Origin of the sequence: Priestia koreensis, assembly GCF_001274935.1 — a bacterium.
Lineage (GTDB): Bacteria > Bacillota > Bacilli > Bacillales > Bacillaceae_H > Bacillus_AG > Bacillus_AG koreensis.
On the sequence record NZ_LILC01000013.1, the window covers coordinates 430,027 to 443,142 of the forward strand.

13 protein-coding genes are annotated in these 13,116 nt (G+C 38.3%); 4 read left to right on the forward strand and 9 right to left on the reverse strand.

The window, feature by feature from the left end; all coding sequences use genetic code 11:
- Positions 1-62: 62 nt before the first annotated feature.
- The 7 genes from AMD01_RS11385 to AMD01_RS11415 form a co-directional block, all read right to left on the reverse strand.
- Positions 63-1,352, reverse strand: coding sequence for a globin-coupled sensor protein (locus tag AMD01_RS11385; RefSeq protein WP_053401520.1), 1,290 nt, complete (start codon positions 1,350-1,352; stop codon positions 63-65).
- 88 nt (positions 1,353-1,440) lie between these two features.
- Entirely contained in the window at positions 1,441-2,727 is a 1,287-nt protein-coding gene (locus tag AMD01_RS25085; protein ID WP_053401521.1) for a globin-coupled sensor protein, read from the reverse strand.
- 151 nt (positions 2,728-2,878) lie between these two features.
- Positions 2,879-3,718 carry a manganese catalase gene (locus AMD01_RS11395; RefSeq protein WP_053401522.1) on the reverse strand — a complete coding sequence of 280 codons (840 nt, stop codon included), beginning with the start codon at positions 3,716-3,718 and terminating at the stop codon, positions 2,879-2,881.
- A 192-nt stretch (positions 3,719-3,910) separates the two neighbouring features.
- Entirely contained in the window at positions 3,911-5,083 is a 1,173-nt protein-coding gene (locus tag AMD01_RS11400; protein ID WP_053401523.1) for an iron-containing alcohol dehydrogenase, read from the reverse strand.
- 199 nt (positions 5,084-5,282) lie between these two features.
- A complete protein-coding gene (locus AMD01_RS11405; RefSeq protein WP_053401524.1) occupies positions 5,283-6,248 on the reverse strand; it encodes a hypothetical protein in 966 nt (321 codons plus the stop codon).
- A 221-nt stretch (positions 6,249-6,469) separates the two neighbouring features.
- The gene (locus tag AMD01_RS11410) at positions 6,470-6,688 is read right to left on the reverse strand and encodes a hypothetical protein (RefSeq protein ID WP_053401525.1); all 219 of its coding nucleotides are present in this window, start codon (positions 6,686-6,688) and stop codon (positions 6,470-6,472) included.
- A gap of 89 nt (positions 6,689-6,777) precedes the next feature.
- Entirely contained in the window at positions 6,778-7,251 is a 474-nt protein-coding gene (locus tag AMD01_RS11415; RefSeq protein WP_053401526.1) for a DUF2231 domain-containing protein, read from the reverse strand.
- Between the two features lie 191 nt (positions 7,252-7,442).
- Between AMD01_RS11415 and AMD01_RS11420 the strand changes: the two genes are divergently transcribed.
- Positions 7,443-8,303, forward strand: a complete 861-nt coding sequence (locus AMD01_RS11420; protein ID WP_053401527.1) for a CPBP family intramembrane glutamic endopeptidase — start codon at positions 7,443-7,445, stop codon at positions 8,301-8,303.
- 21 nt (positions 8,304-8,324) lie between these two features.
- Here AMD01_RS11420 and AMD01_RS11425 read toward each other — a convergent pair whose 3' ends face one another.
- A complete protein-coding gene (locus tag AMD01_RS11425; RefSeq protein WP_053401528.1) occupies positions 8,325-10,403 on the reverse strand; it encodes a methyl-accepting chemotaxis protein in 2,079 nt (692 codons plus the stop codon).
- Between the two features lie 182 nt (positions 10,404-10,585).
- Here AMD01_RS11425 and AMD01_RS11430 point away from each other — a divergent pair, with 182 nt between their 5' ends.
- The gene (locus AMD01_RS11430; RefSeq protein ID WP_053401529.1) at positions 10,586-11,344 is read left to right on the forward strand and encodes a DUF5694 domain-containing protein; all 759 of its coding nucleotides are present in this window, start codon (positions 10,586-10,588) and stop codon (positions 11,342-11,344) included.
- Here AMD01_RS11430 and AMD01_RS11435 read toward each other — a convergent pair.
- Positions 11,341-11,802 (reverse strand): NUDIX hydrolase, encoded by a 462-nt coding sequence (locus tag AMD01_RS11435; protein ID WP_245638932.1) that lies wholly within the window; start codon positions 11,800-11,802, stop codon positions 11,341-11,343. The two genes, AMD01_RS11430 and AMD01_RS11435, sit on opposite strands and share 4 nt — an antisense overlap.
- A gap of 141 nt (positions 11,803-11,943) precedes the next feature.
- Between AMD01_RS11435 and AMD01_RS11440 the strand changes: the two genes are divergently transcribed.
- Together AMD01_RS11440 and AMD01_RS11445 are read left to right on the forward strand one after the other, a co-directional pair.
- The gene (locus AMD01_RS11440; protein WP_053401531.1) at positions 11,944-12,162 is read left to right on the forward strand and encodes a hypothetical protein; all 219 of its coding nucleotides are present in this window, start codon (positions 11,944-11,946) and stop codon (positions 12,160-12,162) included.
- Between the two features lie 392 nt (positions 12,163-12,554).
- Positions 12,555-12,734 (forward strand): hypothetical protein, encoded by a 180-nt coding sequence (locus tag AMD01_RS11445; protein ID WP_053401532.1) that lies wholly within the window; start codon positions 12,555-12,557, stop codon positions 12,732-12,734.
- The last annotated feature ends 382 nt before the right edge of the window (positions 12,735-13,116 follow it).

The following is a 13,116-nucleotide window of genomic DNA, read 5'->3' on the forward strand; positions in this document are numbered from 1 at the left end:
AATGGTAACGTTATCATTTTGTTAAAGTAAAAAACCTTAGCTCATGTCTAAGGTTTTTTTGCTTATTCGCCATTTCTCATTTCGACTAACTGCTGCGCAATGGTGGAAACTTGTTCTACAGAGGAGCTGATTTGTTGAATGGCTTCATCGAATTCATTGAGCTGTTCTTCAACAAGCGCATTTTGATTTTTTGTTTCTTTCATCGTCGACACAATCTCTTCAAAAAATGTTCGTAGTTGCTGAAGCTGCTTCGCATCCTCACTAATTGAATCATCTACTTCTTCAATATAACTTGATACTTGGCTAATTTGCTTATTTGTCGCTTCGATTAGGTCAGATACATCGCTAACAGACATTTTGGTCTGTTCGGCCAACTTTTTCACTTCACTCGCAACGACTGAGAAGCCTTTTCCAGCCTCTCCTGCTCGTGCTGCCTCAATCGCCGCATTGAGCGCTAGAAGATTTGTTTGATCCGCAATAGACGTGACGAGACCAACAATGTTGTTGATTTTTGTTGAAATGTCTTTAAGTTCTTTCATTTCCTCTTGAATGGTTTTCATTAAACACTTCACTTGCTCCATTTCTTCAGACTGCTTTTGAAGCTGTGTCATTCCTTTATTTGATCGAATCTCTACTTCACTCGCCATTTCTGTTGCTTTTTGTGAGAACGTAACAATTTGGGTGGACTGTGACACAATCTGCTGCACGGCTGCACTATTTTCAGTTGAAATATCAACTAGATTAATAGACGTATGGTCCATTTGATTAAGCAGCTGTTGTCTTTTTTTATTTTCTGCCCCATGCATGCTGTCTCTTACTTCCTCGTATGCTTCTAGCACCAGCTGCTGCTCAAGACTAAGAATTTTTGTCACTGCGCTCATGTATTGCTCATAGTCAGCTATATGGTAAACTTGATTTTTATACGTTTGAACAATAGACCAGAGAAGGTTTTGAAATCCACATAAATACCATTTTGGCTTCAAGCCGACTTGTACATTCAAGCGTGCAATGTTTAGGCGCTTCTGAACAAAGTCTTTGTCAATACACCCTGAAAAGACTTCTTCAATATGCCCTTTTAAATAATGCTTTAGCTTGCCTGGACCACCATTTTTCTCAACTAGCTCGTCCAATGTCCCGTTATGGTTAATATCCTCATAAAATTTATCCACCAACGACTCGATATGTTCTTGAACAAGTGGTTTAATTTCTTTTAATCTCCCTAAATCCTTTGTTGTCAGATTAATAAGCTTCAGCTGCTGATTAAGTTCGTCTGTTGCATTTATCGTGATTGTACCTTCTTCAATCACTTGATGAATGGAATGTTCTCTTTTATCTTTCTTATTAAAAAACATGTGATAGACCCCTATTCCATTTTATAATTAAATCGGTTTTATTATAGCATTTATTAACATTAGTAGAATATTTTTGTGAAAGTACCCTTTATTTCTTTCTCATATCAACCAATTCTTGTGCAATTGTAGAAACGCGATCAACGGTAGCGCTGATTTGTTGAATGGCCCCATCAAATTCATGGATTTGCTTTTCTACTACGGCATTGTGTTGTTTACTAACATTCATTGTGGAGAGAATCCCTTCAAAGAATGTTTGAAGATGCTGGATATTTTTTGTATCTTGATTAATGGTTTCATCTATTTCTTTAATATAACCTGACACCTCGTTGATTTGCTTATTGGTATCCTCTATTAAATTAGACACGTCGTTTACCGACAGCTTGGTTTGTTCTGCTAACTTACGCACTTCGCTCGCAACGACTGAAAAACCTTTGCCAGCATCTCCTGCTCGTGCAGCTTCAATTGCAGCGTTCAGTGCTAACAAATTTGTTTGGTCGGCTATCGAGGTAACGAGTCCAACGATTGTAGTGATTTTCCCTGAAATGGTATGGAGTTCTCTCATTTCCTTTTGAATGGTCATCATAAACGTTTGAACCCGTTCCATTTCCTTTTGCTGCTCTTTTAGCTGAGAGATTCCTTTTTGTGATTTTTTTTCTACTTCATCGGCTAACGTTGTTGCTTTCTGTGAAAACTCTACTACCTGATGTGACTGTGCTACAAGCTGCTGGACAGAAGCGCTGTTTTCTGTCGAAATATCCGCTAAATGATTGGACGTGTCTTCCATCTTTCTTACTAACTTCAATTTTTCTTCTTCTTGTTTTTTACGTATGCGAATCGTTTCTTTTTCAAACGCCTCCAGAACCAACTGCTGTTCGAAGTTTAATATTTTTGATGTTGCAACAACGTAGCGATCGTAGTCATCAATTGTTGTTGTATTGCTTTTATAAATCGTCAAAAATGACCTTAACAAGTCTTGAAAAGCCGCCAAGTACCATTTTGGTTCCAGACCAATATGGACATGTACGTGTGCAATGCGCATTCTTGTGCTAATAAACGCCTCGTCAATTTGCCCATTGAACATTTCAATAATATGATCTGTAAGGGTCTGCTTTAGCTTATCAATGCTACTATACGTTTGAATAATCGTGCTTAAGCGCTTTTCATGGTCAAGATTACGATAAAACTGCTCCACAACCCCTCCTATATGTTCCACTATGAGCGGTTTAATTTCTTGCAAGACACCTGCATCTTCCACTGTGAATTCAATCATCTTGAGCTGTTTCCAAAGCGGATGATCTGCTGGAAGATTAATCGTTCCTTTATATAACTCTTGCGAATGATCCTTTTGCCCTTTTCCTTTTCTCCGTAAGAACATTCCGTTATTCCCCTATCCTTGTAAATGATCAAAAAACCGTACTTATTATAGCATTTTTTTACACAAATGGATGAATTATGTTTATCGACAACATCATTTTCTATACATAAAAAAACACACCTTTATTTAAAGTGTGTTTTTAGGCATTTACTTAATCTTCATCGTTTCGATCGTGTGCAATGGTATCATGGTACTCAGGTGGCGCAGGCTTTAATATTGGTGCTCCCCCAGCTGCAAACGGCTGTTCATATTTATACTCTCCGTGGCCATCAAAACTTGGGCCGTGAGCCCATCTTCCCTTTTTACTTTCTTCACCTCGAGAAAAATTAAATAAGGTGTGGGACACTTCTTGTTTCTCAAGTTCTCTTGGAAAAGTGGATGGAACGACAATATCCTTTTCTCGTTCTTCTATCTCTTTAATTGCAGCATACCATTGATTTTGGTGATATGTATCCCTCGCAATTAAAAAGGATAATAGATCCCTTACGCCAGGATCATCTGTCATACCATATAAGCGTGTTACCTGTAATCTTCCCTGTGATTCTGCGTTTAAATTGGCTCGAAAATCCGCTAATAAGTTTCCACTTGAAATAATATATTTTGCATTCCAAGGATAACCTTGAGCATCAGCTGCCATCGCTCCTAATCCACCTACAATGGCATGCTGAGGGTTTGTTCCTCCTAAAATAGCTGCAACCGCTGGGTCCATGTCGTACGCATTTTGCTGAATTTCAAATGGTGCATCATCCAATAATCTTGCAATCATTGTTGCTAACATCTCCACATGCCCAATTTCTTCTGTACCGATATCAAACAGCAAGTCTCGGTATTTCTTATCTGCACGGCAATTGAATCCCTGCATTAAATACTGCATCATTACGCTTATTTCCCCGTATTGTCCACCTAACACCTCCTGCAACTTTACTGCGAACACCGGATCTGGCTTCATAGGTTTTGCTTCGTACTGCAATTCTTTTATATGAAAAAACATTTTATACACCCCTTCCTAATTATCAGTAAAGAGTATGCGAGTTTTTTTCCGTCTATTCTTTCACGAAATAGTGTAGAGGAGTTTAACTTGTTGGTAGCTTTATGAAAACCAAGCTATGCTTTTTTTTCACCTCTTTTAGCCTTATCAATAAAAAAGACCCCCGGTAAAGATACGGGGATCTTATGTATAGACTTATAGAGAAGCGCGTAAAATAGATAAAATATCTTCTTTGTTTAATGATTGGAAGTTACCAAATCCACCGTGCTTCATTTCTTTTGCCGCAATTTCAGCGATTTCCTCTAGACGATCTTCACCAATATCGTAATCAGCAAGTCGTGAAGGTGCCCCAAGACTTGACCAGAATGCACTCAATCGATCGATTCCTTCTAATGCAACTTCCTTATCACTTTTTCCTTCTGTTTCAAGGTCAAACATGCTCATCATTAGACCCTTCATACGTGTTACATCTTGGTCCACCACGTGTCTCATCCAGTTCGGGAATAAAATCGCAAGGCCACCTGCATGCGGAATATCGTATACTGCAGATACAGCATGTTCAATCGTGTGAGATGCCCAGTCACCAAAGTAACCCATTTGCAATGTTCCATTAAGGGCAATCGTACCGGAATATAAAATCGTTTCACGATGCGTGTAGCTTTGTAAATCCTCTAGCAGTTTTGGTGCTGTTTCGATCACTGTTTGAAGAACAGAATAGCACATACGGTCTTGAAGAGGCGTATTTGTTACGTTGTGGAAATATTGTTCAAATACGTGGCTCATCATGTCAACCATGCCGTACACCGTTTGATCTCTCGGAACCGACATCGTGTTCGTTGGATCTAGAATGGAGAACGCTGGGTGTGTCGCTGGGCTACCCCATACGTATTTCTCATTAGTTTCCCAGTTTGTAATAACAGAATCAGGATTCATTTCTGAACCAGTTGCTGCAAGCGTTAGCACTGTTCCGAACGGAAGAGCTTTTGTTGCTGCTACCTGTTTGTTAATAATATCCCAAACGTCTCCTTCATACACCGCTCCTGCTGCAATCGCTTTTGTACAGTCAATAACGCTTCCACCGCCAACCGCTAGTAGAACGTCGATTTGTTCATTTTTACAAATCTCAATTCCTTTTTTAACGGTTGCTAAGCGAGGGTTCGGTTCCACTCCGGCCAGTTCGTGTACATTAACGTCTAGCTCAGCTAAAATGGTGTTGATTTGATCGTAAAGACCGTTTCGCTTAATGCTTCCACCACCGTAAACGAGCAATACGTTACGGCCATATTGAGGAAGTTCTTCTTTTAAAGCTCCAACTTGGTCTTTTCCAAAAATAAGTTTCGTTGGATTTTTATACTGAAAATTTTCCATAAGTCGTTTCCTCCTAGTTTTATTATGTAGTTTATTTGCTGTTCTCTTTAGGATAAGAACGTCATTATAGTAATAAATTGTTCGACAATCAAGCATAATCATTCACTTCATAAACTATTTATTTTTTCACAATCTTCCTATAAGTGCCGAAATGCATCAAAAAAAAGCATTCACCTTAGTGAATGCTCTTCCTATCATTTTATTCAACTCTGATAAATATCTGCTCCTTGGCATCCTCAGGAAACACACCGAAATCATTCATTGTACGTAAAATGATTTCGTTTATTTTCTCTAGCTCACTGCCGTTTTGCCAATGTGGATATGAAGCAAAAAGCGTTCTTAGCTCATTTCCTAGCTCTTCAAAATGTGTCATCCAATAGCTTTCCTCAAACAATAAACGAATTTGGGAACGAAGCTCTTTTTTGTTTTCTTCACTCGCTTGAAGACCGTCAATATTACCATGAATGGCTGCGGCGATAAAAAGTACATACCCCATGTCTTCATAAATACTTCTAAGCAAGTGATGATAATTTCCTTGATGGTTGTTTTTATGATAAACCGTTCGGTCGTAAAACCAATTCAGCACCCCATGCAATGACTCGATCCCCAAATCTCCTGGTGCAAACATGGACGCGGCCTTTCGTGAGGCATAGTATTTCTGCCAGGTATGAAGAGACAGCTTTCCTAAAAGCGATGGCAACAAATTGCGTTTGGCATCGTCAGCTAGCTTTTGAGTCGTATACTGATCGATACGTGCAAGCTCATGATAAATTGCATACTTCACTTGTTTACTCGCTTCGGCATATTCATCGGTTGGTGAAAACAAGGCCTCAAGTCCCTCATAGCGTAAAAACAACGCCTGCTCTTCTTCCCCTGCTTCGTTTGTATAAAAAACGGTCACAGCAAGACTTTGTTCAATACCTTGAATCGGCTGCTCTTCATCTATATTCACTATTCTTCCAAACAACTGAACCTCTTTTTCAAAGTTATTTGGCACGTGGACTTGTTTAAGAGATTGAATAACTAAATGACCCATTTCAGCTAGCTGACTTAAAAAATGCGTCAACCCTGCTTGAATAAGCGTAAGGTTCTCTTCGTCTATTTCTTCATATTGATCATTCACTAAATATTTTGTATGTAAATGGATCGTTAAATCTGCTTCCATTTTTCACTACCTCGATTCTTAAGATGTATACATGTGACGTATTATCGTCAACCATTCGACAAAAATCGGTAATCTCCTTCTCAAAATGACAAAAAGATATAATTTTCTAACTATTATCCCCTAACACAATACTTTGGTGATCTAGATGTATAACTTCATTTTGTAAATCCTCATTATGTACCATCAAACCATAAACACATGGCTTGATGAGTAGAAACAGGTTAAGCAAGCTTTCTTTTCGCTTTCGTCATGCTTGCAGCCAATATATTTGAAATAGAGAAGACCCTCGTTTGGTTTCGCATGAGACAAAGCGCTTTTATATAAGTGGGATGAATGTCATGAATTATAATCGTTCTCTGTGTAATCGTGCCGTTTCCATCCATGTAGATTATCTCAACAGACGCGTCGCTTTCCAATGCTCGTTGAAGGATTTTTTTCATCTGTCATCATCTCCTTAAAATGATTATAACGAACAAATGTTCTTATATCAATTTAAAGTCATCGACATTTTATGATCCTTTTATTTCCTTTAATCGTGAGGGACCTTTTTCGGTGGATTCACGTATTTTCCATGAATTTTAACACTGACCCCCTGATCATACACCATCTTTCCACCATAATATCCGACCCCTAAAATGCCACCGGCAGCGGCAATGGAAAGTACCAAATAAACAGCAAGCCATCGTTTCGTCATTTCTTTTTTCTTCCATATAAAAAACGAGCGGAGTGCTGCAACTAAAAATGCGACGATAGTTGTAAGATGCGCCAAATTTTCATGCAGATGAAACACATTGGTATTTCCGCGCGCATCTTCTTCTGGTCCAGTTCCTACGGCAATCCAAGCCGCAACGAACGCAATAACCCATAAAACATATCCCTTTTTGGCTGAAAATGTCCGCTTAATAAAAATAAGATATAAATCATAAAGAACTGCTAAGATAATAATCCCAATTGGAAAATGAACGATAATGGGATGGATATGTGATAGCACTTCTTCAAACACGAGTTTTCCCCCTCTAATTAATAACATCATTCCTTACTACTTTATTACACATAGAATAAAAGAGTTCCATGAGATGATCATTTATTTCCTCCTTACAATTATGTAAGTTTATTGTAAGAATTGTCATGCGGTAAGCGTAAATCTATTCTTTTATACTAAACGTAGATCATTTATGAAAAAGGAGATTAACAATGAAAAAACCACTTACGCTTGTCCTTACATACTGCATACTCGTATTTGGCAGCACCACTCTATTAAATCTTACACATACCCCGTTCCTAGTTACGATTAGTCAACTAACTCCACTTTTTTCAACTTTTTTTGTCTTTATTTTTTGGACTATGAAAAAAGATTTTATAAAGGAAATAGGTATCTTTCGCCTTGGTAGCTTAAAAAGTTACCTATATGGTTTTCTAGCATGTGTACCAATCATTATAAGCTTTTTAATTGCTTGGTCACTCGGATATATTGATCTACCATCCGTTGATCGCTTTCCGACTTGGCTTCATGGGCAACAAGGTCGTTTTTGGTTCATACTGCAACATTCGTTAAGTGCTTATTCACTTCTTTCCCTTCTTCTGTTCTCATTTGGAGAAGAAATAGGTTGGCGAGGTCTCTTGCACACACAGCTGCTGAAAGTTGTAAGTACCAAAATGACGGTTCTTCTTACAAGCTTACTGTGGCTACTATTTCACCTACCGTTTTATTTAAATGGATACAACGAATCTGGCACTACCTCTGTTAATATTATGCTATTTAGCTTCATGATCGTCCCTCTTTCAATTGTGATGGGGTGGGTACGACTCCAAACGAAAAGCATTTGGCCGCTTGTGATTTTTCATGCCTCTATTAATTTTAGCCGTTCACTTTTGGAGCAGCTGTTTTACAGTAAAAAAGACGGTTGGGAGCTAATCACAGGCGAATCTGGAATCATTAGCATTATGATTTGGATACTTATCGCTATACCTTTATGGAATGTCTTTACTAAAAATGAAAAAGGCATGAAGAAAACGAAGACGAAAACACTATCGATACATGCACAAAAGCCCTGAGAAATACTCAGGGCTTCTTTATTAATGAAGTTGAAAAGCTTCTACCGCTTTGTCTAGCTCTTGCACCGTTTGTGATAAATGATCTGTGTAGCGTGCTAATTCACTAGAGGATGCAGCTTGCTCCTCTACAATAGAGGCAATTTCCTGTGCTGAAGCAGTCGTTTGCTCTGATACCGCGCTAATTTCTTGGATCATCGCAACAACGTAGTCCTTCTGCTCATTAATTGTTTGAATCGAGGCTGCTTCCGCTAGAATGGACTGAACCATTTTGTTTAATGATTGCGTTATTTGCGTCATCGATGCACTCACCGTTTGAACCGCTTCTTTTTGTTCTACGTTTACTTGAGTGGTTTCCTTCATCAACTCAACTAGCTTATTGTTTTCCTCTAGAATACTCGTAATTACCTCATTGATATTTCTCGTGGCTTGCTTTGAATCATCGGCCAAGTGACGCACCTCATCTGCTACGACCGCAAATCCTTTTCCATGTTCCCCTGCCCGTGCCGCTTCAATAGAAGCGTTTAATGCAAGCAAATTCGTTTGCTCCGCAATGCTTGAAATATGATCTGTTGCACTCGCAATAACCTGAGATTTACTATTCAAGTTTGCAACCATTTTTGTCACATCCGCAAATCCCTTTTCTAGGCGATCATAGGAATTAGTTAGCTCTTCAACTTTTGCTTCTCCTGCTTTTACTTGCGTGGCAGCACCTGACATTTCCTCTTCGATTACCTTTGACTGCTCATTTAACGAAACAATCTCATCACTTAAATCTTGGATAGCGAGTGATCCTTTTTCGACTTGATTTGATTGCGTGGACGCACCTGAAGCGATTTCACTGATGGACTGTGCTACTTCACCAATTGCTTTGCTATTTTCATTGGCAATGGTATGAACACCGCTTGTCGTTTTATCAACCGCAGCAACATTGTCATTCACTTTATGTATAAGTTCCCGCATATTTCGTATCATGTCGTTGTAATTCGTCGCCAAATCTTTAATTTCATCGTTTGAATGAACGGTAAGCTCGGTCATTAAATCTCCCTCTGACGTTCTTTTCAACGCCACCTGAAACTGCGCAATCATCTTTTTAAGTTTTCCTGACAAATAAATGGCACATAACGCGCCAATCAGCAGACCAATAATAATGGATACAATGCCTGTTAGGCGAACAGTAGTCATTTTAGAGGCAAATTCTTCGGTTGGCGTAAGTGAAATTACTTTCCACTTTACATCAGGAATAGTCGATACTTGTCCCGTATATTCCTTACCAGCAATTTCCACTCTTTGCAAAGATTGATCGTTCTGATCAAACAAAGTAGACACCCAGCTGTACGCACGATCAAATTTCTCTGAATCGCGGATTACGTCCTGCACTCCTTCGACCTTCCCACTGTTTTTTGGGTTCATATTTTTCCCGTCGGCATTTTGAATGAACGAGCTAACGGCAACCCCCTGTGAGTCTAAGACGATAATATGATTCCCGGCATATTTTTCAACATTTTCTCGGGCGGCATCAATCGTTCCTAGATCGACGTCATACCCAAGCGCCCCGACCATTTTTCCATTTATCATGACGGGCGTAATGATCGACGTCATGACTTTATGAGAAGTTTGATCTTCATAAATATCCATCCACGTCGTCTTTGGGTTTTCCACAAGCGTTTTGTACGTTCTCGTTTCATTTACATCTTTTTTAAATTCTATGTACGGTGCAATGTGAAGCTTTCCTGTCTTGCCATCCATATAATAGGCCGAAATGATGTCTCGATTGTGTTCGTTCGTTGATTGAAGAATTCGGTCGATCTTTTCAATCGGCTCTTTTTTCTGCAACTCTCCTGAGATTAACCCCGCTAGTTGATCTAACGAACGATTGTAGTTTTGCAGCGTAAGCGCAATTTGTCCACCTACATTTCGAGCGTTCGTTTTGTTGGCCTTATCATTGTCCGTTTCTAATATGTTTTTGACGACGACTTGTGTAAAAAACACCGTTCCTAAAAGGGCAATTAAGGTTGTCATACAAATGAATAAAACCCATTTCGTTCGAAGAGACACACGCCGCTTCTCTTTCCTTGATCGTGATGTTGTTTCTCTGCTCATATCGAATACCTTCTTTTTTCTGAATTACATTTACTCTCTTAAAAAAGCAAATATTTCTATTTATCGGTTTCGATAGATAATCCTTAACATTAACACTTGAAATCTATCTTTTTTGATTATTCTTTTAATTACTAACTTTTTCTTTTATACTAAAATGGAAAAATAAAGAAAAGAGGGGTCATATGAAAAAACCTACTATTATGCTGTTAGGAACCTATCATTTTGATACATCTACGGTGTCTGATTACAAAGTTACGGAAGAAATGGACATCTTTTCAGACACCAAACAAAATGAAATTCAGGAAGTACTAGAAAAATTAAGCGCATTTGCTCCTACAAAAATTATCTTGGAATATCCATCTAAAGCTCAAAAAGAATTATCTAAAACGTATGAATCCTATCGAAAAGGAGAGCTGAAGCCCCAAAAAAATGAGATCTATCAGCTCGGCTATAAGCTTGCCGACATGCTAGGACATGACACAATCTATGCAGGAGATTTGAATGAAGAAGAGGGTATTCCCGATATTTTTTCATTTATTGATGAAGATTCCTCTGACATTGCGGAAAAGATTAAGGATTTTTTTGATAAGTGGTTAAAAGAGGCCAATCAAAAGCTTTCTTCTACCGTTTGTGATTCTCTCACCTTTATGAACGAACCTGCATACGTAAAAAGCATGCACCAAATATACATAGATATGTCCTTGCTTGAGTACAACGGAGAACCTATTGGAGCGAAGTGGGTTATGCACTACTGGTATTACCGAAATATGCTCATTTACAAAAAAATTGTTGGGCTTACTACTGATCCCGATGATCGAATATTGGTTATTTACGGGGCTGGTCATCTGTATTTACTTCAGCAGTTTTGTCAAGAAGGAGACCGCTTCATCATAGAGAATCCTACTACTTACCTAACGAGCGCAGTCACAGTCAACCGTTAATTTAATACGTGCTTCACCGCCCAGAAATGATGATCATGAAAGAGTAATTGCTTTGCTTCCTCAACGTTTAACCAACATATCTCATGATCATCCTCTAGCGGCTCCTGCACTCTTTCAGAGATCCACGTTTTGTAAAAGTAGCCGTCACTAAGAAGCGGCTCTCCTTTGCGAGAATAGAAATAGCGCTTTGCATGTCCAATATATGTACGGCTTATGACTTCACAACCGATCTCCTCAAGCATCTCTCTTTGCAAACACTGCTCATTCGTTTCACCTCCTTCTACCCCACCACCAGGTAGAAAGTAAAGACCGCTATGTTTAACCGTCAACACTTTCTTTTCCTTATTGACGATAACCCCATATACACCTTTTCTCTCCCGATAATGTCTGTCTTTTTCTTTGAATCCGAATAATAGCGTCATCGCTCTCTCCTTTTCACCCTTTGCTAAATTCCGCATGTTTACTAATGAAAATGACCGTTACACCTGATTTTTTTCCACATATACTAAAAGTACGTTCGTTTACCAAATCTATTCTTTAGAGAAGCTAAAATGATAGCTATTCTCTTTACTACATGATGAAATCGAGGTTATGTGACAATGATTAAAGGTAGTGTAAGTGCTGTAAAAGATGGCTTTGTCGTCGTTGATGTTAACGGTCAACCATTTGAATACCCAATGGATATTTTCAAAAAGACGTTAGTTGTTGGCGACACTGTCTATGTTGGTGGAAATACGGCAGCTGTTTTATGCGAAGAAACCGAGAAAATCCGTCAGCAAATCGAACAACAAATGAAAGATAGTTTAAATAAGAAATAAAAAACGGTCGCCCGTCACTTCTAAATGAAGCTATGGGCGACCGCTTTTCGTTTCAACTTTTGTCACATAAGCGTTCACGTTCTTTTCCGTTACCTTTGCGACAAGATCACGATGTTCGTCACACTATTCGTACCTTCTATTATATTTGGTTATATTTCATAACTCTACATACAAAATAAGGTGATAAAATCACTGTATCTGTCAGACCCGTTCTGCCTCATTACGAAGCTTTAATTTCATTAAACTCTTCCTCACTCCTTTCTTAAAATCCTGTTGTGAGCAGGTGATTTTTTACTTTTTATTGACAATTTATGTTGATCTGCATATAATCCTTATTAAACACATATGAATTATTAATCAAATCAGAATTTAATTCAGAAGGGATGAGAGAGATGAAGTTATTTCAATCACTATTTAGCGAACGTTGTCCTAAGTGCAAAAAAGTATTAAATACGTCAAAATCTAACGCACTTCAGGCTACAACCGTAAAGTTTTGCACCGAGCTTCATTATCAAAAAGAATTTCACCCTGGACTTGAACTGTTTGTAGAGAGCGATCATGTTAGCCAATAACCTTAAAATAAAACCCTACCAAGTAGCTGTGTTATTTCTTTAAAGAATAGCACGGCTATTTTTATCCATTTATACCCAAAAATAAAAAAGGTAATTTAAACCTATAAATCCTTTTTATGTAATATTTTTGTAACATTCGTCATGTAAACAGGCACCTACTTATTTTTCATTTGCTGTAATAGGTAATTAAATAGGTATGTTTTCCACATTTATTTCACCTCAACCATTGCTTCGCCTTTTCCTTTATTGTCGTCAGGAACTCCTAAGAGACCTCTCAAACGGTATGTTTTACCTCTATAAACACTTACTAGTTTCTTCAACTATCACCTAACTGTAAAGGAACTGTAACCACATCTTTCTTCCTATTTAATACAATTAAGTT

What these genes read in the sequence shown, in the direction of transcription:
- AMD01_RS11400 (WP_053401523.1), bottom strand. Translation starts at nt 5,083, where the DNA reads ATGGAAAATTTTCAGTATAAAAATCCAACGAAACTTATTTTTGGAAAA.
- AMD01_RS11410 (WP_053401525.1), bottom strand. Translation starts at nt 6,688, where the DNA reads ATGAAAAAAATCCTTCAACGAGCATTGGAAAGCGACGCGTCTGTTGAG.
- AMD01_RS11445 (WP_053401532.1), top strand. Translation starts at nt 12,555, where the DNA reads ATGAAGTTATTTCAATCACTATTTAGCGAACGTTGTCCTAAGTGCAAA.
- AMD01_RS11420 (WP_053401527.1), top strand. Translation starts at nt 7,443, where the DNA reads ATGAAAAAACCACTTACGCTTGTCCTTACATACTGCATACTCGTATTT.
- AMD01_RS11425 (WP_053401528.1), bottom strand. Translation starts at nt 10,403, where the DNA reads ATGAGCAGAGAAACAACATCACGATCAAGGAAAGAGAAGCGGCGTGTG.
- AMD01_RS11385 (WP_053401520.1), bottom strand. Translation starts at nt 1,352, where the DNA reads ATGTTTTTTAATAAGAAAGATAAAAGAGAACATTCCATTCATCAAGTG.
- AMD01_RS25085 (WP_053401521.1), bottom strand. Translation starts at nt 2,727, where the DNA reads ATGTTCTTACGGAGAAAAGGAAAAGGGCAAAAGGATCATTCGCAAGAG.
- AMD01_RS11395 (WP_053401522.1), bottom strand. Translation starts at nt 3,718, where the DNA reads ATGTTTTTTCATATAAAAGAATTGCAGTACGAAGCAAAACCTATGAAG.
- AMD01_RS11440 (WP_053401531.1), top strand. Translation starts at nt 11,944, where the DNA reads ATGATTAAAGGTAGTGTAAGTGCTGTAAAAGATGGCTTTGTCGTCGTT.
- AMD01_RS11435 (WP_245638932.1), bottom strand. Translation starts at nt 11,802, where the DNA reads ATGCGGAATTTAGCAAAGGGTGAAAAGGAGAGAGCGATGACGCTATTA.
- AMD01_RS11405 (WP_053401524.1), bottom strand. Translation starts at nt 6,248, where the DNA reads ATGGAAGCAGATTTAACGATCCATTTACATACAAAATATTTAGTGAAT.
- AMD01_RS11430 (WP_053401529.1), top strand. Translation starts at nt 10,586, where the DNA reads ATGAAAAAACCTACTATTATGCTGTTAGGAACCTATCATTTTGATACA.